This window comes from Jeotgalibacillus sp. S-D1 (assembly GCF_004358665.1).
Taxonomy (GTDB): Bacteria; Bacillota; Bacilli; order Bacillales; family Jeotgalibacillaceae; genus Jeotgalibacillus.
In genome coordinates, this window is record NZ_SMZR01000001.1 from 20,560 (window position 1) to 43,105 (window position 22,546).

Annotated in this window: 17 protein-coding genes and 1 riboswitch; of the genes, 12 read left to right on the top strand and 5 right to left on the bottom strand. The window is 41.6% G+C overall.

The annotated features are described in order from the left end of the window. The first annotated feature begins 1 nt into the window (after position 1). Together E2R51_RS00215 and E2R51_RS00220 are read left to right on the top strand one after the other, a co-directional pair. Positions 2-811: an alpha/beta hydrolase family protein gene (locus E2R51_RS00215; protein ID WP_133374884.1), complete on the top strand. Its 810-nt coding sequence runs from the start codon at positions 2-4 to the stop codon at positions 809-811. A gap of 5 nt (positions 812-816) precedes the next feature. Then, positions 817-1,059: a DUF2584 domain-containing protein gene (locus tag E2R51_RS00220; protein WP_133376280.1), complete on the top strand. Its 243-nt coding sequence runs from the start codon at positions 817-819 to the stop codon at positions 1,057-1,059. Between the two features lie 146 nt (positions 1,060-1,205). Here E2R51_RS00220 and E2R51_RS00225 read toward each other — a convergent pair whose 3' ends face one another. After that, a complete protein-coding gene (locus tag E2R51_RS00225; protein WP_133374887.1) occupies positions 1,206-1,922 on the bottom strand; it encodes a class I SAM-dependent methyltransferase in 717 nt (238 codons plus the stop codon). A 159-nt stretch (positions 1,923-2,081) separates the two neighbouring features. Here E2R51_RS00225 and E2R51_RS20055 point away from each other — a divergent pair, with 159 nt between their 5' ends. The 8 genes from E2R51_RS20055 (at position 2,082) to E2R51_RS00260 (ending at position 11,971) form a co-directional block, all read left to right on the top strand. Beyond that, positions 2,082-2,207 (top strand): hypothetical protein, encoded by a 126-nt coding sequence (locus E2R51_RS20055; RefSeq protein WP_255509690.1) that lies wholly within the window; start codon positions 2,082-2,084, stop codon positions 2,205-2,207. Between the two features lie 108 nt (positions 2,208-2,315). Next, on the top strand, positions 2,316-3,668 hold the full coding sequence (locus E2R51_RS00230; protein WP_133374889.1) for an aspartate aminotransferase family protein: 1,353 nt from the start codon (positions 2,316-2,318) through the stop codon (positions 3,666-3,668). A 1-nt stretch (position 3,669) separates the two neighbouring features. Continuing rightward, positions 3,670-5,190 carry a pyridoxal phosphate-dependent decarboxylase family protein gene (locus E2R51_RS00235; RefSeq protein ID WP_133374892.1) on the top strand — a complete coding sequence of 507 codons (1,521 nt, stop codon included), beginning with the start codon at positions 3,670-3,672 and terminating at the stop codon, positions 5,188-5,190. After that, a complete protein-coding gene (locus E2R51_RS00240; protein ID WP_133374894.1) occupies positions 5,187-6,977 on the top strand; it encodes an IucA/IucC family protein in 1,791 nt (596 codons plus the stop codon). Before E2R51_RS00235 ends, E2R51_RS00240 begins: the two co-directional genes overlap by 4 nt. Positions 6,978-6,999: 22 nt before the next feature. After that, complete coding sequence (locus E2R51_RS00245) at positions 7,000-7,533, top strand: GNAT family N-acetyltransferase (RefSeq protein ID WP_133376281.1); 534 nt, start codon at positions 7,000-7,002, stop codon at positions 7,531-7,533. Beyond that, complete coding sequence (locus E2R51_RS00250; RefSeq protein ID WP_133374897.1) at positions 7,530-8,909, top strand: lysine N(6)-hydroxylase/L-ornithine N(5)-oxygenase family protein; 1,380 nt, start codon at positions 7,530-7,532, stop codon at positions 8,907-8,909. Before E2R51_RS00245 ends, E2R51_RS00250 begins: the two co-directional genes overlap by 4 nt. Further along, positions 8,893-10,710: an IucA/IucC family protein gene (locus E2R51_RS00255; RefSeq protein WP_133374899.1), complete on the top strand. Its 1,818-nt coding sequence runs from the start codon at positions 8,893-8,895 to the stop codon at positions 10,708-10,710. The genes E2R51_RS00250 and E2R51_RS00255 overlap by 17 nt, the downstream gene beginning before the upstream one ends. Positions 10,711-10,756: 46 nt before the next feature. Continuing rightward, positions 10,757-11,971, top strand: a complete 1,215-nt coding sequence (locus tag E2R51_RS00260; protein WP_133374901.1) for an aspartate kinase — start codon at positions 10,757-10,759, stop codon at positions 11,969-11,971. A 420-nt stretch (positions 11,972-12,391) separates the two neighbouring features. On the opposite strand, the gene E2R51_RS00265 is transcribed toward E2R51_RS00260, so the two are convergent. From E2R51_RS00265 to pckA, 4 genes are all read right to left on the bottom strand, one after another. After that, the gene (locus tag E2R51_RS00265; RefSeq protein ID WP_165967097.1) at positions 12,392-15,007 is read right to left on the bottom strand and encodes a YfhO family protein; all 2,616 of its coding nucleotides are present in this window, start codon (positions 15,005-15,007) and stop codon (positions 12,392-12,394) included. Positions 15,008-15,018: 11 nt separating this feature from the next. Beyond that, positions 15,019-15,393, bottom strand: a complete 375-nt coding sequence (locus tag E2R51_RS00270) for a GtrA family protein (RefSeq protein WP_133374905.1) — start codon at positions 15,391-15,393, stop codon at positions 15,019-15,021. Beyond that, positions 15,365-16,348, bottom strand: coding sequence for a glycosyltransferase family 2 protein (locus E2R51_RS00275; RefSeq protein ID WP_133374907.1), 984 nt, complete (start codon positions 16,346-16,348; stop codon positions 15,365-15,367). Before E2R51_RS00275 ends, E2R51_RS00270 begins: the two co-directional genes overlap by 29 nt. Positions 16,349-16,733: 385 nt before the next feature. Next, entirely contained in the window at positions 16,734-18,326 is a 1,593-nt protein-coding gene (pckA, locus tag E2R51_RS00280; protein WP_133374909.1) for a phosphoenolpyruvate carboxykinase (ATP), read from the bottom strand. Positions 18,327-18,513: 187 nt separating this feature from the next. Beyond that, positions 18,514-18,656, top strand: a riboswitch (SAM riboswitch). A 156-nt stretch (positions 18,657-18,812) separates the two neighbouring features. On the opposite strand from pckA, the gene metK reads away from it, so the two are divergent. Together metK and E2R51_RS00290 are read left to right on the top strand one after the other, a co-directional pair. After that, entirely contained in the window at positions 18,813-20,012 is a 1,200-nt protein-coding gene (gene metK, locus E2R51_RS00285) for a methionine adenosyltransferase (RefSeq protein ID WP_133374911.1), read from the top strand. 213 nt (positions 20,013-20,225) lie between these two features. Next, positions 20,226-22,358 carry a type IA DNA topoisomerase gene (locus E2R51_RS00290; protein ID WP_133374913.1) on the top strand — a complete coding sequence of 711 codons (2,133 nt, stop codon included), beginning with the start codon at positions 20,226-20,228 and terminating at the stop codon, positions 22,356-22,358. The last annotated feature ends 188 nt before the right edge of the window (positions 22,359-22,546 follow it).

The window sequence follows — 22,546 nt, forward strand, 5'->3', positions numbered from 1 at the left end:
AATGAGGAATGGTGAAATTATTGAGCGAATTCCATTTCCATCACCAAACCCGGGCGTGGAATTATCGCTGCTGACGATCTGGTCCTCAGGTTTTAAAGTGAAAGGGTTCCTCGCTGAGCCAAAAGGTGAGGAAAAACTGGACGGGTTTTTATATTTACGGGGCGGCATTAAAGGAGTCGGCATGGTTCGTCCTGCACGCATTGCCCAGTTTGCTGACAGGGGGTTTATTGTTTTTGCTCCTTTTTACAGAGGAAACCGAGGAGGAGAAGGAAATGAAGATTTCGCTGGTGAAGACAGAGAAGACGCTTTTTCAGGAGTGGAGCTGCTCAGGCATCATCCGCGTGTGAATAATCAACGTGTACATGCTTTCGGGTTCTCCAGAGGTGGAATCATGGCTTTGCAGGTTGGAGTCGAATATTCATCCATCACATCTATTGTGACTTGGGGAGGCGTGTCTGATATGATATTAACGTATGAGGAGCGGGAAGACCTTCGAAGAATGTTGAAGCGGGTAATTGGCGGATCACCCAACAAAAATCCTGAAGCATACCGCTACCGCACTCCTTTATATGAGTTGGAAAAATTACATGCTCCCGTATTGATCATTCATGGGGCAAAAGATACGAATGTTTCAATCGAACATGCATACCGATTAGAAGAACGTTTAAAAAAACTTAATAAGCCAGTCAAAACTTTATATTTTGAAGAATTTAATCATGTTTTTCCACCTGCAGACAATCGTATAATGGTGAAAGAGCTGTGCAGCTGGATGAATAATCAAAACCGGCAAGAACATTTACAGGGGGAATGATGAAAGTGGGCATGCCTTTAGAGGTAAATACAATGATTGTGACGAAAGGGAAAGAAAATCGTCAGCAGGAAAATTTCTTTCAGCTAATTAAAGAGGGCTACCGGCTGTATCCGATGCACGTTCCTTTAGAGGTGAAGCGGACAAAAGAAGGCGAACTTAGCGGGACTGGCCAGATCCACCGTTTGGAATGGAGAGATAATTCAACCATTATTTCATACGAGCTTGTTTCTCTTCAATCGAGTAATTAAAACCCTTTTACCAAAATACAAAGGTTTCGGTAAAGACAGCAATAAAAATTCGAGTATCAATAAGCAGACTAATTCGCATAGCGATTGGTCTGCTTTTATTATTCTTTAAATTTCAAGGCTTTTTCAGTGGTAATCAAATTGCTGTATTATTTTACACTATGAAAAATAAAAGATTTGGTTTCTGAAGTTGCTTGTTTAAACTCCCAATCACCAAAAACCTGGGTTAGTGAAAAACCCGCTTCTTTTAATGACTTATAGATTTCTTCTTGCGATCGGAATTTTAATTGCATCTTTTCATGAATTACGACTTCACCTGTACTTGCATTTTTCACCGTCTCATAAAACGTAAAAACATCTTCTGCAAACCCCTCGTATTCAGTCCAAATTTCAAGTTGCTCACCATTCACCTGATTCATTGCAAGATCAGGTGTTCTATCTTTTTCCCATTGTTCCCACACTTTTGCCAATGGGTTACGTGTATCAAAAATCAAATGACCACCAGGTTTTAATGCTTGATAAACATCTGAAATGACGCTTTGCCAACTTTCTTCTGTAAGAAATACCTGTGCAACATTCGCTGTCATTATGACTGCGTCAAACGCATTTGCCTCTAGATTTGAGCTATCCCCTACAATCCAGGTTACTTCGCCTGGAAATTCTTTTTTCTTCGCATATTTTATTGCTTCTTCATTTGGATCAATAGCTGTAATTCCATAGCCTATTTTAGCAAAATGAATTGTCAATCTTCCTGTGCCACAGCCCAAATCGGCTATTTTTTTAACATTTAACTTCTTTAACAATTCCAGGAAGAACTCATCGTCTTTTCCCCAGTTATTAACTTGGTCGTATACTAATGGAATCATTTATTAGCTGCCTCCTAATTCAATTCCAGTTTCTTAACTGATTAATCATCTTTCTTTCACTTTACCTTTTAAGTACTTAATTGTCTGTATTTCTTTTCTAAAACCCGTTCTCTACTGACAAAAACTTAGGATCATTGGAGCGGACAGGAGACTCCTGCTGTGAACCTGCTGGGCTTTTTAAATTTATTGGCGCTTTTGGCTTTTTTAGCCAAAGAAAAAACTTTTTTTGAAATATTAATTATAGTCAGTCAACCCCCACCCGAAGCGGAAAGGTGGAGGATTTAACAGGCATTATAGTGAGAATTGTTATCAACTACTATTGACAATGAGAATCAATATCAATTAATATGACATAGAAAGCTCAATATTTCCAATTTGAAAGGGAGATTTGATATGACTATACAACAATTAATTTCAAATAAAGATTTACTGGAGCAGCAGGAAAGAAGAGAGTCAAATGCGAGATCGTATCCAAGAAGAATACCTCTTGCGATAAGTGAGGCAGAGGGCATCTACGTTACCGATATGGAAGGCAATAAATATTTGGATTGCCTCGCCGGTGCGGGAACCTTGGCTTTAGGACACAATCATCCCACCGTTATTGACGCAATGGAGCAGGTAATCAGAGATAAACGGCCATTACATACATTAGATTTAACCACGCCGGTAAAAGAAGCATTTGTAGATGAATTGTTTTCAGTATTGCCAGAGGGTTTTCGTGAAAGAGCAAAAGTACAATTCTGTGGTCCAACCGGCGGTGATGCGATTGAAGCGGCATTAAAGCTGGTAAAAACAGCTACAGGAAAACAAAGCATTCTCACGTTCCAGGGAGGGTATCACGGCGCAACTCATGGAACGATGGCGATCAGCGGAAACCTTGGACCAAAGAGGAAGGTGCAGGGGCTGATGCCTGATACTCATTTCTTGCCGTATCCCTACACATACCGCTGTCCTTTTGGAAAAGGCGGAGATGAAAGCCATCAGATCAGCAGTGCTTATATTGAAAATCTCCTTGATGATCCTGAAAGCGGGATTTTACCGCCAGCTGCCATGATTTTTGAAACAGTTCAGGGAGAAGGAGGCTCTATCCCTGCTCCAGTTGAATGGATTCAGGAAATGAGAAGGATAACGAAAGAACGGGGCATTCCATTAATCATTGATGAAGTGCAGACTGGAATCGGCCGTACGGGCAGAATGTTTTCTTTTGAGCATGCCGGAATCGTACCGGATGTAGTGGTTTTGTCAAAAGCAATCGGAGGCAGTCTGCCATTGTCAGTAATGGTTTATGATCAGGATTTAGATTGCTGGGAACCTGGTGCTCACATTGGTACTTTCCGCGGAAATCAAATGGCAATGGCAGCAGGAACAGCAACATTAAAGTTTATTAAAGACAATCGGTTAACTTCTCATGCAGATGAATTGGGGAAGAGGATGCTCACAGCATTCCAGCAGCTGCAGCAATTGGTTCCTGAAATAGGAGATGTCAGAGGAAGAGGCTTGATGATTGGTGTTGAAATGATTCAGCCGTCAATGGAGCCGGCTTCGAACGGAAGCCGGCCGGCAAACCCTGATTTGGCAAGTCAAATCCAGCGGGAATGCTTTAAGCGTGGGCTGATCCTCGAAGTAGGCGGACGGCATGGTTCAGTAGTCCGTTTTCTTCCCCCGCTAATTATTACGAAAGAACAGGCTGACGAGGTTGCAGTTATTTTCAAAGAGGCAGTATTTGCTTCCATTGGGAGGAAGTAACATGACAGTAAATTTAACAACAAGTAGCAAATATGATACTTTTTTTCTTCATCAAGAGGAAGAGGGGATCGAAGCATTTACAAAACTAATGGATCAGGTCAGCGAAAAGCTGCAGCAGGTATATGCAGATACAACGACTCCTTTCATTGGCAAGAATCCGAAAGAAATTGAAGAGGAAATCAAGCAAATTATGCATTTTCCAGTAAATATGCAGGACAGTATGGATGTCTTAAATGAAATAGAATGGCCCATTTTAAAAAACAGCCTGCATATTTCTCACCCCAAAAGCATGGCCCACTTACATTGTCCGCCACTGCTTCCGGGTATTGCTGCTGAATTAATCATTGCTGTACTAAATCAATCAATGGATTCATGGGATCAAAGTACGGCTGCAACCTATGTGGAAAATGAAATGGTAAAGTGGCTGACGGATAAAGTGTATTATCCGCCGACAGCAGGAGGGGTATTTACCAGTGGTGGAACCCAATCAAATTATATGGGCCTGCTATTAGCACGTGATGCATTTTGCCATTCCTTTTGGAATCATAATGTTCAGCTTAGGGGACTGCCGGCTGATTTTCATCGATTAAGAATTATTTGCTCTGAGGATGCCCATTTCACTGTTCAAAAAGCAGCTTCCCAGCTTGGATTGGGTGAGCAGTCCGTTATAACAGTAAAGACGGATGAAAAACATAGAATGATTGTCAGCGAAGTGGAAGAAAAGATTGATCTCTTAAAAGAGCAGGACCTGCTTCCATTTGCACTGGTTGCCACGTGCGGCACAACGGATTTTGGCAGTATTGATCCATTGAAGGACCTGGGGGTAATCGCCCGGGAACAAGGAATTTGGCTGCATGTAGATGCAGCTTATGGCGGGGGATTGATGCTCAGTCATTCAAATAGAGATAAACTTAATGGTCTGGAAAATGCAGACTCTATGACCGTGGATCTGCATAAATTATTCTTTCAGCCGATTAGCTGCGGAGCATTTTTAGTGAAGGATCAACAGCATTTTCGGCATATTGCTTATCATGCAGACTATCTGAACCCTCTTAATGATGAGGAGGAAGGAATTCTCAACCTGGTCAATAAATCAGTTCAGACGACAAGAAGGTTTGATGCGTTAAAGCTGTTCCTGTCGCTGAAAATGGTTGGAACACACACTTTTGGACAGATGATTGACGATACGCTGACACTTGCGAGTTACACAGCTGGATACATGAAAGAGTTAGAAAATATAGTCATTAAAAATCCGGTGCCGGAAATAAATACGATTATTTTCCGTTACCAGCCAAGAAATGCAGAAAAATTGACCATCGACCTATGTGAGATAAACAGAAGCATTCAACAAGCTCTGCTTCATTCGGGCAAAGGAGTAATTGCCAAAACGTCAGTTAACGGTAAGACATTCCTGAAACTGACTCTGTTAAACCCGCGGACGAAGCAGGAGGACATTCACTCACTTTTAACGGAAATAGAAACTATGGGCGCTGAACTAATAAATGGAGGGTTACAGTCATGAACACGAAGGAACTTGCTGAGAGAGCAACGATCCAGAGCTTTTTGAATTGTTATTTACGAGAGACTGGAAATTATTCTGATGGAATCCGCTATAAAGACCAACCGCTGCTATCTGGAAAAACGGGCAAGATCATCGTCTCAAGTCTTGCCAAGCAGCATATTGAACTGATCATTCCAGTGAAATATTGGTCGCTTACTGACCGCCATTTATTTGATTTTCCTATTTTTTATCACACTGGCGATCATGAAGAATTAAAACCAATCGACTATATTACACTTACTGCACTCATTGTAAAAGAGTTGCTGCTTGTTAAAAACAGTGAAGAAGCGGAGGACGAACTGCTTTTACGTGTGATCTTAAGCTGCCGCAGTATTAAGTCCTATATTGAAAACCGAGTAAACGATACTGATGCATTAACAGATGAAGATTTCGATTATATTGAAGCAGAACAATCTCTATTACTGGGACATATGCTTCATCCGACACCTAAAAGTAAACAAGGGCTGACAGAAAATGAAGATCAACTGTACGCACCCGAGCTGAAGGGTGAGTTTCAGCTTCATTACTTTAGTGTAGAGAAATCGCTTATCACACAGGATTCAAGTAAAGCCGTGTCAGCAAGCTCAATCATTTTTAAAGAGCTGGGACAGGATTCTGCTGTAGATCAAACGCGGCTTAAGGAACTAGCAAATGACCGTATCTTCATACCAGTACATCCGCTGCAAGTAAAAACACTGCTGGAGAAAGAAGAAGTGCAGTCGCTTTTGGCGGAAAACAGAATGGAATACCTTGGTCCTCTAGGAAAACTTTTTACAGCTACTTCATCTTTCCGAACCGTATACAGCAGGGAATCGAAGTACATGTACAAGTTTTCAGTTCCAGTGAAAATTACAAATTCGCTGCGCATCAATCAGCAGAAAGAGCTGGCGCGGGGAGTTGAAGTGACCAGGCTGCTGGAAACGGAGGTGGGTCAGCATCTTGCTCAGCAATTCCCGGGTTTTAAAGTAATACAGGACCCGGCTTATCTGAATGTAAGGCTGAAAGAAGAAATATCGGGCTTTGAAGTGGTAATACGGGACAATCCTTTTTATGAAAACAGCGCTCAAACAAGTCTGATTGCGGGTTTATGCCAGGACCATGCTTTTGGGGGAAATAACAGATTGCACTCCATTATTAGAGGAATTGCCATAAGGGAAAACCGCAAAGTGGATGATGTCAGCCTGGATTGGTTTAATCAATATTTATCTTTAACGCTTGATCCGATGATCTGGTTGTTTCATACATATGGTATAGCCCTTGAAGCCCATCAGCAAAACTCACTGATCCAGCTTGAAGATGGCTATCCAAAGACTTTTTACTATAGAGATAACCAGGGCTATTACTATAGCGAATCCCATGTGGAGAAACTGAAGGCGCTGCTGCCTGACTTAAATCAAAAGAGTGATACCATCTGTGCCGATCATGTAGCAGAGGAGCGCTTGCGTTACTATTTTTTCTTTAATCATTTATTTGGTTTAATTAATGGGTTTGGTGCAAGCGGACTCATTGCAGAAGAAAGACTGATAGATGCACTAAGACATAGATTAGAGCTTCATGAACAGGAATTTGAAGGAGATTCCGATCTTTTAAACAGCCTCCTGTATCAGCCTGCTCTCCCTTGTAAAGCGAATCTGCTGACACGATTTCATGATATGGATGAATTAGTTGGTCCTATGGAAGCTCAGTCTGTTTACACCATGGTAAAAAATCCTCTGGTAAAAGAGGTGGAAATACAGCATGTCATTTGATTATGAAATCTTTGACAGCGGGATAAATAAGACGATCGCTTTTAGGAAAGTGGAGTATGAGCGTGATGTGAATCTTCTTCACCATTGGATGAATAAAGAATATGTCCATCCCTATTGGAATTTAAATATTACTCTTGAACAATATGGTTCTCACCTAAAAAAAGCATTAGCGGATGCTCATCATACATTATTTATCGGTTATCTTGACGGCATTGCAATGAGCTACTGGGAAGCTTATTGGGTCAAAGGGGATATTGCAGAGAATTGCTATATATCTACACCATTTGATCAGGGGATCCACTTGCTGATCGGGGAAGAGGAGTTTATCGGAAAAGGATTTTCCATGCCTTTGCTGCGGGCAATGGTCCGCTATCAGTTTGAGCTTTCAGACAAAACGGTCAAAGTCATTGCTGAGCCGGATATTCGAAATGAAAAAATGATTCATGTATTTAAAAAATGCGGATTTGAGTCAATCAAACCCGTTTCTTTACCAGATAAAACGGCAATGCTGATGTTTTGTGAAAGGCAAGAGTTTGAAACGAGGTGGCTGTTATGAATAAATCGTTAAACGAAACGAGTGAAATCTATGATGTAATCGGCATTGGAATTGGTCCATTTAATTTGGGCTTAGCGGCCCTGCTTGATCCAGTCAGCGATGTGAAAGCATTATTTCTTGAAAAGAAGGCATCATTTAATTGGCATCCAGGAATGCTGATTGAAGGAACGACGCTGCAAGTTCCCTTTTTTGCTGATTTGGTCAGTATGGCTGATGTAAGAAGCGATTACAGCTTTCTTCGGTATCTGGAAGCTCATAACCGGCTGTATCACTTTTATTTTCTGGAAAAATTTCATATTCCAAGAAAAGAATATAACCATTACTGTCAGTGGGTGAGCAGCCAGTTAGCTAATTGTCAGTATGAAATGGATGTTCAGTCGGTGACCGCCTATAGGCTCGACAGCGGGGAAGAAGTATATCAGGTTAAGAGCCTGAATGGCATTTCTCAAAAGGAGGAAACACTGCTCACCAGACATATCGTTGTTGGAATTGGTTCAGTGCCTTCTGTTCCGCAAGCTTTTCAGCACGAACTTGGTAAGTCGATTTTTCATACTGCTGATTATTTATCAAATAAAGACATGATCAAAGAGGCAGGCTCGATCGCTGTGATTGGCTCGGGACAAAGTGCCGCGGAAGTATTTCTTGATGTAGCGAAAGAACAGGAACAATACGACTTTTCACTCCAATGGTTCACGCGCGCAAAAGGTTTTTTCCCAATGGAATATTCAAAGCTAGGCCTGGAATATTTCTCGCCGGATTATACAGCTTTTTTCTACGGGCTGCCACAGGAAAAAAAGGATCAGCTGCTTAAACAGCAGGATCTGCTGTACAAAGGCATTAGCGCTGAGACGATTGCTGATATTTATGATCATTTATATGAAAGATCGATCGGCGGAGAATACGCGGATGTTGTGCTTCAGCCTATGACAGAAATTACAGGGGTTAAAAATGACGGGGGCACATGGGAACTGCAGGGCTATCATCAATTGCAGGAAGAGGAAATAAGAAGCAAAGCGGATCTGGTGATTCTTGGGACAGGCTATAAGATGGCATTCCCGTCTTTTTTATCACCAATGAAGGAATGGATCAGATGGGACGATCTTGGAAGGTATAAAGTGACAGAGGATTATCGGGTTGAAATGCTGACAGCACATACAAATAGAATCTTTGTGCAAAATGGCGATCTTCACACCCATGGAGTTGGCACACCGGATCTAGGACTTGGTGCACATCGCAACGCAATGATTATTAATGCCATTATTGGAAGAGAAGTGTACTCTGTGCATTCCAGGAATGTCTACCAGAACTTCGGTCAAAAGACTGGCAGTAATAATACAAACCAGGGAAAGAAGGGTTCATATGCTGTTTCAAAATGAGATTGAACAAAATATTAAGCGTGATAACTGGACGAAAGCAAATAAAAAACTGATAGGAAAAATGCTGGCCGAGTTCATGTACGAAGACATGATCCAGCCTGATATCATTTCCGAAGAAGAACATGATATCGAGTATGACTTGCAAATCTCCAGCAGTAAACACTATTATTTTAAGGCTCAAAAACGATTGTTTGATAGTTTTGATGTTAAGTGGACGACGGTTTATATTGTGGAAAATGGAAAAGAGAAAGCGGCTGATAGTGCGATTGAGCTCCTGGTAGATCTTCAGGAAATGATTGGGATGTCCTCTGAGACTGCCGGCCATTTAATCCAAGAATTAAACAGTACGTTAATTGCAGATGTTCATCTTTTGGAGAAAGAACCGAAAACCTCTGATGAATTAATAAAGGAAGATTATGCACTGTTAGAAGGCTATATGACCGGCCATCCGTGGATTACCTATAACAAAGGGAGAATTGGATTTGGGTATGACGACTATCTGGCATTTGCTCCCGAGCAGCAAAAAGAACTTCAGCTGTCCTGGATCGCCGTGCATCAGGAAATTGCCTCCTTTCAATCAATTGAAGGGCTGAGTTATCATGATTTGCTGGCTAAAGAATTAAGTGAAACCGACCGCATTCGATTTGAAAAAAAAGTTACAGAGCTTGGCAGCGATTCTTCTCAGTATTTTTTCATGCCGGTTCATCAATGGCAGTGGACTAACCGGATCATTCAGCATTTTCCTGAAGAAATAGCAAAGGGACAAATTATTCTTTTGGGAGAAGGGGAAGACCGCTATCTTCCGCAGCAGTCCATCCGGACATTTGTCAATCAATCAAGCAGAAATAAACATCATGTAAAACTCCCTATGAGTATATTAAACACGCTTGTCTACAGAGGGCTGCCTTCTGAAAGAACACTGATCGCGCCGAAGGTTACAGCGTTTATTAAAGGAATAGGAGAGAAGGATCCTTTTCTGAAAAAGGACTGCAGAGTCATTCTCCCTGGAGAAAATGCCAGCATTAATGTACACCATCCCTATTACACAAAATTGAAGCAGGCTCCTTATCAGTATTTGGAGATGCTTGGAACGATCTGGAGAGAAAGTATATACACCTATCTGGAAGAGGGAGAAAATGCCATTACACTGGCTGCATTATTGTATGAGGATCACAATAACAAGCCTTATATCAAGAGCCTGATCGAAGAATCGGGACTGGAACCAGAGGAATGGATGAAGCAGTTTTTCAAGGTCGTAATGGATCCGCTTCTGCATTTTCTCTATCAATATGGTACGGTATTCTCCCCGCACGGCCAAAATACGATCGTCGTATTAAAGGATGCCAAACCGCACCGGCTAGCCATCAAAGACTTTGTAGATGATGTTAATATTTCAGATCAGGATTTTCCTGAGCTAAGCGGGTTATCAGGGGAATTTAAAAAGGTTCTTCGAACAGAGCCGCCGGAAGGGCTTACCCAGTTTATATTTACGGGGCTGTTTATTTGCCATCTGCGGTATCTCAGCAGCATTCTGGAGAACAATCAAATGCTCGATGAAAAAACGTTCTGGAGCCTGCTGGCCGATTCCATTTATGACTATCAGGAATCTTTTCCTCAGTTAGAGGAGCGGTTTAAACTATTTGATTTCTTTAAACCTGAGTTTACGAAACTGTGTTTAAACCGAAACCGCATGGTTGATTATGGATACTCCGATGGGGAGGATCGTCCGCATGCATCTGAGTTCGGGAAGGTTAAAAATGCCTTATCTTTGTATAAAAAAGTGAGCCGTGCCTCTTTTTAATAAAGTATGGAGAAAATCGTCACTTCAATAGAAAGAGGGATAAACGTTGAGCACAATCGTTCAAAAATTTGGCGGTACCTCTGTAGGTTCAGTGGACCAAATAAAGCTGATGGCAAATCGCATACTGCAGGAAAAAAATAAAGGACATGATGTGGTCGTTGTTGTGTCTGCGATGGGGAAAACAACAGATACTCTTTTGCAGTTAGCAGGTGAGATCTCATCCAATCCATGCAATCGGGAATTAGACATGCTTCTGTCCACTGGAGAACAGGTGACCATCTCCCTTTTGGCAATGGCTCTTAAACAGCAGGGAGCAGAATCTATTTCTCTTACAGGGAGGCAGGCAGGGATTCACACCGATACGGTAATGGGAAACGCCCAGATTGTCTTCATTGACACAGAACGGATCAGGAGTGAATTAGAAAAACAGAAAATTGTCGTTGTGGCCGGCTTTCAAGGAGTAAATGAAAATGGGGATATCTCGACATTGGGCAGAGGAGGATCAGACACAACAGCCGCTGCTCTTGCAGCCTATCTAAATGCAGACAGATGTGACATTTTTACCGATGTTGACGGAGTTTATACGACTGATCCGGGAATCGTAGGGAGTGCTGTGAAAATTCCCTCTCTGTCATATGAAGAAATGCTGAGTTTGGCTGCTATGGGTGCCGGTGTTCTTCATCCAAGAGCAATTAGGTACGCAGAGCGCCACCAAATTCCTATAGCGGTGAAGTCAAGTGCCCGCCCCGGGAGCGGAACGATGATTACGAATAAAATGAGCGGTGAAAAATCCCTTCCTGTTACGGGGATTGCATTTGAAGAAAAAGTAAGCCGTCTAATTTTATCCGGATTGAGTAAGATGGAGGCCTCGCGAAAACAAATTATTTCCAGCCTTTCAGCACTTCATATTCAGGCAGATATTTATCTGCAATTATATGATCAGAGTATCATTCTGTTAGTAAAGGAAAGCGACACTCAAAACGTTTTATGCCTTTTAAATAAAGAAAAAGAAAAGATTGGGTACACAGCGTTACAGCAGAAGAACGGCTTGTCAAAAGTCTCTGTCATTGGCAGTGGCCTTTCAGAAATAAAAGCAGAGATGTGCAGGATCTTCATTCATAACAAGAACAAGGTCAAATTAATAGGGGAATCTTCAATATGCGTCACAGCCCTTTTGGATAGATCCGAACTTCACACTGCTGTCCGTCAATTGCATACAGGCTTTGGACTGGATTTTACTTTGGAGAAAGCTGTTGTTTAAGTGAAGAAGTATACAGAATAAAAAGAGACTGGGACAAATGGGTCTCAACTCTTCTAACCGGTTCACTGTGCTTTTAGGCTGACGCTTTCCGCAGGGACTTCGCTTGAGCCCTTCTCAGGCTTTGCCTTGCGGGATCTTAAGCGCTGTCACATCCTGCAGGAGCCGCCAACTTCCGCTCCGTTCACCTCGTATTTGCAATAAAAATAGGCTCAATTCACATAACTTTTGGAGTTATGTGAAATGGGCCTATTTTTAGGGGTTGAATATCGATGTTGTTAAATTATATAGCGTAAATTTTACAACGACATTTCGACAGTTTAGATGGTTTGTTCTGCCGTTCTACTCAAAAGTTCTGCAACCTATAGCAAAACTTCTGCATCTTACACTGGTTGCCGTCATTGATTATAGCAAAATGCTAATTTAAACCCGGGGGTTTTTCCTCTTTCGCCAATTTAACCATCCCCATGCAGCAGTGATCAAACATGACAATATGGCGATGATTAAACAAATCATAAAATAGGGCGGATAATAAACGAACTCGATTTTATTGGGACCTTTATCAATTTCTGTGCCCAAAAAAGCAAAATTTGCTTCTAATAGCTCTTGTTTTTCACCGTTCACTTTTACTTGCCATCCGCGTTCGTATGGGATAGGTATCACAGCATGCGAATTATTTTCGGTATTGTCAAAAAGGAGAGTAATCCGGTTGTCCCCTATATCAACTTGTTGATCCTGCTGAGTTGCTGAAGCGGTGATTTCATTTAACTTCTCGTAGTTTTCTCCATACAGCTCCAAATCCTCCAGCGTATAGCTGCCCTCCCGCATGCGAAGTGAGAGGGTTTCTGAACTGGATACACGTGCAGTTATATCGTTTACACCTGTCCGGTAAAGCGACTGATGCGATTTTCTAAGTGTTTGAAATTCGTTAATTTCCAGTCTGAACATAGGAGCCTGGCGATCATTATTTTCTAAATAAAAGGATAAATAAAGATCGATAAATTCTTTGGATTTACCGCCAACCTGTATATCCAGACCGCCTTTTTCACCGGTGACTTCCAGCTGCCCGTTTTTATAAGTGGCATTTACAGGTTTTATCGAAACATCTTCTAACAGGTTATTCTTCTGATTAAGTGTTTTTGGGTCTCCGGGGGCGTCTTTCACAACAATACCATCAAGCATGGCATGTTCCCGGGACAGAATATCCGCTTTACTTACCAGATCCTCATCATATAGATTGCTGGTTGTTTTAATAAACGGCAGCGTATTTGTGTTTTCATAGATAATGTAATTGTCATTCTCAAGTATTTTCTTAAATCCATAAGGAACAACTTCCTCTTTATTCTTCTCATGCATCAGGTATTTCCCTCGAAGAAGACTGTAAAGATTAGACCGATCCCCCAGACCGGAATATCGGCTGACGCTTTCATGTCCCATATCGATTTCCATGTCATGGTAATAGAAAAATAAAATATTTTTGTTTTGAATGCTGGTATAAGAGCTTAACCCATTAAACTCTTGAATAACCGGTATATTATTTCGGTTATCATTGCCGCGCCAATCCATGCGGTACAGTGCCTCGTCATCGCGCTGCTGAACCTGTTGGATAAGCTCCATTTGTTTTTTATTCATATAGTCTCCGCTTTGAAGGTAATCACGGGTAACCCCGTCTGCTCCTCCGTTTTCGGATAAAACGATTCGCTGATGATTATTCATAACGGTAATATTTCCGATGATAATCACTGCCATAAGCAAATATAAAACCGCTGATTTTCTTATCCACCCAAATAAAATAAATACAGCTGCAACTGCACCGGCCACCCAAAGAATGATGAAGCCTTTATTTGTCTCTTCACTGTAGGCAGTTAAAAAGTAGGAATCATAATATAACGCATACGTGATGATCGTAAGTGAAGCCGCTTTTAAAAACTCTTTTAATTTTATTTTCGATAGGAGCTGAAGACCCGCAGCTGTTGCACCTCCAATAGCAAAGTAAGCAAGGTATTCAAAACGGTTTCTAGGTGCAGAAAAACCGTTAAATACGCTGCCGGCCAGGGGACTAAAATGAAGAATGATTAAGAAAAGACTAATAGCAGCAAATAATAGAAATAACTTATTTTTGTAAAACGATCCTACCCACATAAATAAAATAAAAATAGGGGGCACGAGAAGGGTCAGACTCGTAAATAATATATTGTCTGCAAAATTCCAGATTGGTACAAATTCTTCATACGGTGGACGGTAATTATTAAAATAGCCATATACTGCAGGTACAAACCCGATGGATCCCATGCCAAACCCCAAAAGGCCGCCGAAAATATAATGCTTACATTGTATTTTAAAAGGAGTTTCTCCGTTCACAAGTTTAATAACCGAACGGAATGCAATATAAATGGCAATAAAGATTAAATTAATATAAGCGAAATAAAAATTTGTAAAAATCATTCCGGCAACGGCCACAATAAACCATACAGGGTGTTTTTCCCTGATAATTTTTTCGACACCTAGAACAAGAAGAGGAACCCATAAAAAAGCGTCTGCAAAAAAGTCCCAATAAACGACATGCCGAAAGTAAATGGCACTGATTGCGTACAAAGAAGCCCCCGTAAACGCTGGGACTGCTGTCAGCTTCATATACCTGAAGACGGCGGTCGTTACCGTAATAATCAAAGTAACGCGCATCACACTGATCCATACGTTCGCCTGTGCCCAAAATAGCGCATCAGGTGAATGAATAAAACCCATTGAATCGAATAAATAAACAATAACGACAGAAAAAAGAAAAAAAATATTAGTAGAATAATAGTAGCCCAGCTGGCTGTATGTTCCAGCACCAATTCCAAAGGAAAATGAATAGAAAAAACTTCCATTGGTAAATTCGTTATACAATAATTCTTTAAATGGAGCGATTTGATTTAAACCGTCGTTAGGCCCAAGCATATAGCGGTCATCCCACCACTCATTCAAAAAGAAAAAATGAGAGAAAAAAGAAGCAGCAAAAGCTGCCAGCACCAGAAAAAGCGTTCTTTTAATTGTCATTGATTTCACCATTACTTTTTTAGAATTTTTCCAGTTACCACAAATGTCACTGGGATAGTAAAAACAACAGCCGCTAAAGGGGCAATGTTGCTGTTCAGATTAAGCCATTCTACAAAAACAAAGACGAGAGAGGTAGACACGCCAATATTTACTAGCTGTGTTAAAGGAAACTGTAAAAATTTCACCAGAGTCGGCTTCACTTTGTAAGTGAAATATGTATTTAAAAAGAAAGAGATAACAAGACTAATAATAAATCCTATAATATGCGATACCATATAATGCAGGTATAGTATGTTGTGGCACAGCAAAAAAACCAGATAGTAATTACCCGTATTCAGCCCGCCTACAATGACAAATCTAGTGAACTCTGTATCGAGCCGCTTCATTTCTTTCCTCCTGACTTTCCTCCCGTACATTGGTATCCTGAACGAGATAATGCGGACGCTGTTTGGCCTCATAATAAATTCGTCCAATGTACTCTCCAATTATACCAAGACTGAATAAATGGAGTCCTCCAAGAAAAAGAACAGCTGAAATGGTAGTGAAGTAGCCGGGAACACTTACACCTTCACGAAATACCTGCACGAACATGATAGTGATATATACGAGGGACAGCAATAAAATCGAAATCCCCATATACAAACAAATCCGCAGCGGTTTTAGATTAAAGGAAATCATTCCATCTATCCCGTAGTTTACCAGACCGCTCAGCGACCATTTTGAATCTCCTTTTTGGCGCTGAACATTTTCATAATGGATAATTTTCTGGTCGTAGCCGATCCAGGAAAACAGGCCTTTTGAAAAACGATTTCCTTCTTTTAGCTTCAGCATCGCATCGACAGCCCGTCTGCTGAGTAACCGGAAATCTCCCACCCCATTTTTAAGGTCCACATCCACTAATTTATTAATAATTACATAATACAGTTTTGAAAGGCTGGTGCGGAGCTTTGAATCTCCTTTTCTGTTGCGCTGGGCAATTACCTGATCAAAGCCTTCTTCAAATCCCTCCAGCATGTCCGGAATTAAAGATACCGGATGCTGAAGATCAGCGTCAATGATAATGATGGCATCACCTTTTGCATGCTCCAGCCCTGCAAGCAATGCGGCTTCCTTCCCAAAATTCCGGGTAAATGAGATGTATTTTACCTCTTCAAACTGATCCGCTAAGTCCTGCAGAATAAAAAGCGTATTGTCGCTGCTTCCATCATCGATGAAAAGTATTTCATATTGGTAATCAAGCATGTCAAATTCTCTTCGCAATTCATCATGAATAAGCGGCACATTCTCAGCTTCATTAAATGCCGGTATAATAAATGATACAAGTGGCTGCAATTCCTTCATAGCTGCTCCTCCAGTAAATGAATATATGCTTATTTCTTGAGTATCAGTCTCTAAGGCATTTGAGCAAGCGTCCGCTGGTAAGGCGTTCCTTGAACATTCAGCTCTTCCCATTAATATTCCCTTAGACCAGAGCTGTGAAACGCTTAATACTTAAGCCTAAGTGATCGGACTGGTTAAGACGGAAGACGGCTAATTGCGATCCCTTATAAACTTACTATATAAGTATAAAGGTATTTTATAGAAAATGTAAAAAATGATTCATTAAGTTACCAGGTTTTGAAAAGATTGGAGTTATTGTGAACAAATAATGGTAAGGAGGGTAGGAAGTGATAGCGCCATAACAGGAGAAATCCCTCATTCAGTGAATGAGGGATTTTTAAATAAATTATACTTTTGGTCCGCCAAGTTTAACAATTTTCTCATCAACATTGGTGAACTTTTTGAAGTTTTCTTTAAATTTTATCGCAAGCTCAAGCGCTTTTTCTTCATACGCCTTTTCTGAAGGCCATGCAAACCGGGGGACAAGAACATCATCCGGAACCCCTGGAACATGCAGAGGCGTTTCAAGTCCAAACAGGCCATTTTGAGAAGTTTCTGCGTTAGTAAGCTCACCTTGCAGGGCTGCGCGGACCATTGCCCGAGTATAAGCAAGCTTCATGCGTGTGCCTGTTCCATAAGCGCCGCCGGTCCATCCGGTATTAACCAGGAAGACTTGAACATCATGTTCCTCCATCTTTCGTCCAAGCATTTCTGCATATACTGTTGGGCGAAGAGGGAGAAATGGTGAGCCGAAACAAGTTGAAAACGTAGCTTCCGGTTCCGTTATTCCGCGCTCCGTACCCGCAAGTTTAGACGTATAACCGCTTAGGAAATGGTACATGGCCTGCTCTTTTGTTAATTTAGAAATTGGAGGCAGGACACCAAACGCATCTGCTGTTAAAAAGACGATCGTATTAGGATGACCCGCAAGACTCGGATCCACAATATTGGAAATAGCCTGTATCGGATAAGCAGCACGTGTATTTTCTGTTAAGGAAGAATCATTGTAATCAGCAACTTTTGTGTCTGGGTCAAGCACCACATTCTCAAGAACAGATCCGAAACGGATCGCGTCAAAAATCTGAGGTTCTTTTTCTCTTGAAAGTTGAATGCATTTTGCATAACAGCCGCCTTCGATATTAAACACGCCGTTATCTGACCAGCCGTGTTCATCATCTCCGATCAGCCGGCGGTCTGCGTCAGCAGAAAGAGTCGTTTTACCCGTTCCGGATAAGCCGAAGAACAGAGCCACATCTCCTTCAGGGCCGACATTTGCTGAACAATGCATTGGCAGGATATCTTTTTGGGGCAATATATAGTTCATAACGGAGAATATTGATTTTTTCATTTCACCCGCATACTCAGTGCCGCCTATAAGGATGGTTCTTTTTTCAAATGAAACAATAATAAATGTTTCTGAACGTGTCCCGTCCGTTTTCGGGTCAGCTTTAAAAGAAGGGGCAGACAGGACGGTAAAAGGCTGTTCCATCGAGCTTTCCCATTGATCTCCTTCTGTGGGACGGATAAAAAGCTGGTGGGCAAATAAATTGTGCCACGCACGCTGATTCACTACACGAATTGGCAATCTGGATGATTCATCCGCTCCGGCAAAACCTTCAAAAACAAATACTTCATCTAAATCCTGCAGGTGGTTCATCACTTTTGTGTACAGGCGGTCAAATGCTTCAACCGAAATAGGCTGATTAACAGGTCCCCAGTCTACAAGCTCTTTTGTAGCCGGTTCATTTACTGTATATTTATCTTTAGGTGATCGACCTGTATAGGTCCCTGTTTCTGCTTTTATCGCGCCTGAGGAAGTAAGTGTTCCTTCGTTGCGCTCCAAAATCTTTTCTACTAATTTTGGTACAGAAAGGTTGCGGTGGACGTGGTCCTTTGTTAATAATTCATGTAAATCAGTTGTTTTGCGAATAGTATTCATTATTGATTCCCCACCCTTTATTCAAAAATGGTCATGCATCCTTTATTCCAAATTAGTATAACACATTCATATTAATAGTCTATACTAATTCGGATAAATTCAGCTTATGCGATCTTTCTTTCTTATCTCGTTAATTGCCGGTTGACATCGAACCGCAGTTTACGTATGATAGTTTTTTGAACGGATACTCTTATCCCGAGCTGGTGGAGGGACAGGCCCTATGAAACCCAGCAACCTGCTCTGCAAAAAAGCTGTAACAGCTTTTGCGATTCACTCAAATGGAGCGAAGGTGCTAACCTGTAGCAAGGCTATGTCCTTGAACGATAAGAGTGAAAGGCACTTAACACAAAACCTTTCCTCAGACTACATGGGGAAGGGTTTCTTTTATATCGTGCCATGACTTGGATGATCTACAGAAGGTTAATGTTCGATCACTAAGGGTAATGAGTACCGTCCAACATATACGCTTCACAAGGAGGAGACACTATGTCAACAAAACGTCATTTGTTTACGTCTGAGTCTGTAACGGAAGGACACCCAGACAAAATTTGTGATCAAATTTCAGATTCTATTCTGGATGCTATTTTAAAGGATGATCCAAATGCCCGTGTAGCATGTGAGACATCTGTAACAACGGGGCTTGTACTCGTAGCTGGAGAAATTTCAACTTCTACGTATGTGGATATTCCAAAAATTGTTCGGGAAACAATTAAAGGAATTGGCTATACTCGTGCAAAATATGGTTTTGATGCTGAAACTTGTGCAGTCTTAACATCCATTGACGAACAGTCAGCGGATATTGCTGCAGGGGTTGACCGGGCGCTTGAAGACCGAGAAAGTTCAATGTCTGATGCAGAAATTGAATCAATCGGAGCGGGAGACCAGGGTTTGATGTTCGGCTTTGCCTGCAATGAAACAGCGGAATTAATGCCGCTTCCAATTTCGTTGGCACATAAGATATCCCGCCGTCTGACTGAAGTGCGCAAAGAAGAAATTCTTCCTTATCTTCGTCCGGATGGAAAAACCCAGGTAACAGTAGAATATGATGAAAACAACAAACCAGTTCGTATTGATACCATTGTTATTTCAACTCAGCACCACCCGGAGGTCAGCCTTGAGCAAATTCAGCGCAACCTTAAAGAACATGTCATCAAACCGGTAGTTCCTGCTCATCTAATTGATGAACATACAAAATACTTCATCAACCCAACCGGCCGCTTTGTTATCGGCGGACCACAAGGAGATGCAGGACTGACAGGGCGTAAAATTATTGTTGATACTTACGGCGGCTATGCACGTCACGGCGGCGGTGCGTTCTCCGGCAAGGATGCAACGAAAGTGGACCGTTCAGGCGCTTATGCAGCCCGCTATGTAGCAAAAAATCTTGTTGCAGCAGGTCTTGCAGATAAATGTGAAGTTCAGCTTGCCTACGCAATCGGTGTAGCACAGCCGGTATCGATTTCAATCGATACATTTGGTACAGGTGCAGCTGAAGAAGATGTACTGATTGAACTTGTACGAAATAATTTTGATCTTCGCCCGGCAGGCATTATTAAAATGCTGGATCTTCGCCGTCCAATTTACAAACAGACTGCGGCTTACGGACACTTTGGACGTAACGACCTTGATCTTCCTTGGGAGCAGACTGATAAAGCTGAAATTCTTAAAGCACAAGCAATCCGATAAATCTTTGTGAGGCAGCCAGTCTTAAACCTGGCTGTCTTTTATCATTAGGCAGTAGAAAATACAGAAGTCAGGTGTTACAATTTTTAATACTACCACCAGCAGCCTGTCATTATCGCTATGCGATCTGCAGTTGGCTGCAATCCTCATCTTACAAATCCTCTTTACGTTCTTCGAAACATTTCCCATCACTTACTCATTTAGGAGGTTGCATCATTGACAACAGTTATATTAGCAGAAAAACCTTCCCAGGCTAAAAGCTATGCGGAAGCATTTTCGAACGCAAAAAAGCAGGATGGATATTTTGAAATTGCAGATCCGCTTTTTAACGGACAAGCCATTATCACATGGGGATTCGGCCACTTAGTTTCCCTTGAAGAGCCACATGCCTACAGATCAGATTGGAAAAAGTGGAAGCTGGATCTGCTGCCTATGATTCCTGAAACTTTTCGTTTTACCGTACCTTATGATAAAAAAAAGCAATTTGGAATCGTTAAAAAGCTGCTCCACAGGGCGGATCGAATCGTTGTGGCAACGGATAGTGACCGCGAGGGAGAAAATATCGCCCGCTCCATTATTGAACATGCAGGAATGGGCAGCAAGCCAACCAAACGTCTGTGGATCAATTCGCTAGAAAAAGATGTTATCAGACAAGGATTCGAATCATTGAAGGAAGGATCCGATTATCTGCCTTTATATAAAGAGGCGCAAACGCGCCAGATCAGCGACTGGATTGTTGGCATGAATTTATCGAGGTTATATACGCTTCTTCTGCAAAAAAAAGGAATAGACGGTCCTTTTAGTGTGGGGAGAGTGCAGACCCCAACGCTTTATATGATTTGGCAGCGGCACCATGAGATCGAGCATTTTAAACCAGAACCATTTTTTGACTTAGTCGCCCAGGTTCACACAGCTGACGGGAAATTTACCGCTAAAAATGATGAACGGTTTAAAACAAATGAAGAAGCGATTCACAAATTGGAACAGCATTCCATTAAACCGAATCAGCTTACCAAGAGTGAAATTATCAAGGCTGAAAAAAAGAAGAAAAAAGCGCAGGCGCCGAGTTTGCACAGCTTATCTTCCCTGCAGGCAAACATGAACCGCAGGTTTAAATACAGCCCTTCTGCTGTATTAAAAACGGTTCAGAATTTATATGAAAAAAAGATCGTGTCTTACCCGCGAACGGATTGTACCTACATTACAAACAATGAATTCAGCTATCTTAAAAATCAGCTTGATAAAATGAAAACAAGTGCCGGAGCGGAATTTGAGACTTATTATGAACGGCCGCGCCCGAAATATGTTCAGGACAGCAAGGTTCAGGAGCATTATGCGTTAATTCCGACTAAAAAAGTTCTCACCGCAGCTCAAATATCGGCACTCGCTCCACAGGAACGGAATGTCTATTTAGAAGTTTTAAAAAGCGCACTGGCTATGTTTCATGACGATTATCATTACGAAGAAACCAAAATTGAAGTGTCGGTTAATAAGCTGATTTTTAAAGCGAGCGGGAAAGTGGAAATAAAAAAAGGATGGAAAGAGCTTTTCGGCCAGGAGAAACAGTCCAAAGACAAAGAAGAAGCTACCCTCCCAAATGTATCAAAGGGACAGCCGGCAGATTCAAAGGTTGCACCAAAGGAAGGCGTAACGAAACCGCCAAAGCCATATACAGAAGGTAATCTGATTACCATGATGAAAACAGCAGGTAAAACAGTGGAGGATGAGAAGGCCCAGGCCATTTTAAAAGAAACTGAGGGGATCGGTACAGAGGCAACCCGCGCTGCCATCATTGAGACCTTAAAAAAACAGCAGTACATATCCATAACAAAAAATATCGTTGCAGTGACACAAAAAGGAATCACCCTTTGCCGTGTAATTGAAGGGACCCTGCTGAGCAGTCCCGAAATGACTGCAAAATGGGAGGCCTATCTAAAAAAAATCGGCAGGCGGCAGGGAAGTCAGGAGGCATTCCTTCAAAATATTCAAAAGTTCGTGCTGCACCTGCTGCAGACAGCACCAGATAAAATTGAAGGTACAGCATTGCAAAAATCAGAAAAAGAACGTCCCTCTGCTGAAGAGGTTGCAAGGTGCCCGGCGTGCAAAACAGGCGCCATTAAAGACAGAGGGAAATTTTATGGATGCTCAGAGTACGCATCCGGCTGCAAGCAGACATTCCCAAAAGCATTATTAAGTAAACGATTGTCACCAGCGCAAATAAAAGCTTTGTGTGAAAAAGGAAAGACCACTATTTTAAAAGGATTTAAAAGCAAGGGTGGAAAACGCTTCAGCGCGGCACTGCTCTTTAAGAATGGCAAAATTGAATTTGAATTTTCATCAAATAAATAAAAACAGCCTGAAGTCGTCTAACACGAATTCAGGCTGTTTTTATTTTTTTTTTGAGCGACCAGAATATAAGGAAGATTTCCAGAGAACAAAATAAGTTGCCTTTACAAGTGTTATTCTACGTCCTCCCGCTGTGCTAGCATACATGATAAATGCTGGAGAGGAGACACTAGATTAATCTCAATAATTCT

Excerpts from the sequence above, each read along its gene's own strand:
- E2R51_RS00215 (WP_133374884.1), top strand. The coding sequence starts at position 2 with ATGAGGAATGGTGAAATTATTGAGCGAATTCCATTTCCATCACCAAAC.
- E2R51_RS00225 (WP_133374887.1), bottom strand. The coding sequence starts at position 1,922 with ATGATTCCATTAGTATACGACCAAGTTAATAACTGGGGAAAAGACGAT.
- E2R51_RS00230 (WP_133374889.1), top strand. The coding sequence starts at position 2,316 with ATGACTATACAACAATTAATTTCAAATAAAGATTTACTGGAGCAGCAG.
- E2R51_RS00235 (WP_133374892.1), top strand. The coding sequence starts at position 3,670 with ATGACAGTAAATTTAACAACAAGTAGCAAATATGATACTTTTTTTCTT.
- E2R51_RS00240 (WP_133374894.1), top strand. The coding sequence starts at position 5,187 with ATGAACACGAAGGAACTTGCTGAGAGAGCAACGATCCAGAGCTTTTTG.
- E2R51_RS00250 (WP_133374897.1), top strand. The coding sequence starts at position 7,530 with ATGAATAAATCGTTAAACGAAACGAGTGAAATCTATGATGTAATCGGC.
- E2R51_RS00255 (WP_133374899.1), top strand. The coding sequence starts at position 8,893 with ATGCTGTTTCAAAATGAGATTGAACAAAATATTAAGCGTGATAACTGG.
- E2R51_RS00265 (WP_165967097.1), bottom strand. The coding sequence starts at position 15,007 with ATGACAATTAAAAGAACGCTTTTTCTGGTGCTGGCAGCTTTTGCTGCT.
- E2R51_RS00270 (WP_133374905.1), bottom strand. The coding sequence starts at position 15,393 with ATGAAGCGGCTCGATACAGAGTTCACTAGATTTGTCATTGTAGGCGGG.
- E2R51_RS00275 (WP_133374907.1), bottom strand. The coding sequence starts at position 16,348 with ATGAAGGAATTGCAGCCACTTGTATCATTTATTATACCGGCATTTAAT.
- pckA (WP_133374909.1), bottom strand. The coding sequence starts at position 18,326 with ATGAATACTATTCGCAAAACAACTGATTTACATGAATTATTAACAAAG.
- metK (WP_133374911.1), top strand. The coding sequence starts at position 18,813 with ATGTCAACAAAACGTCATTTGTTTACGTCTGAGTCTGTAACGGAAGGA.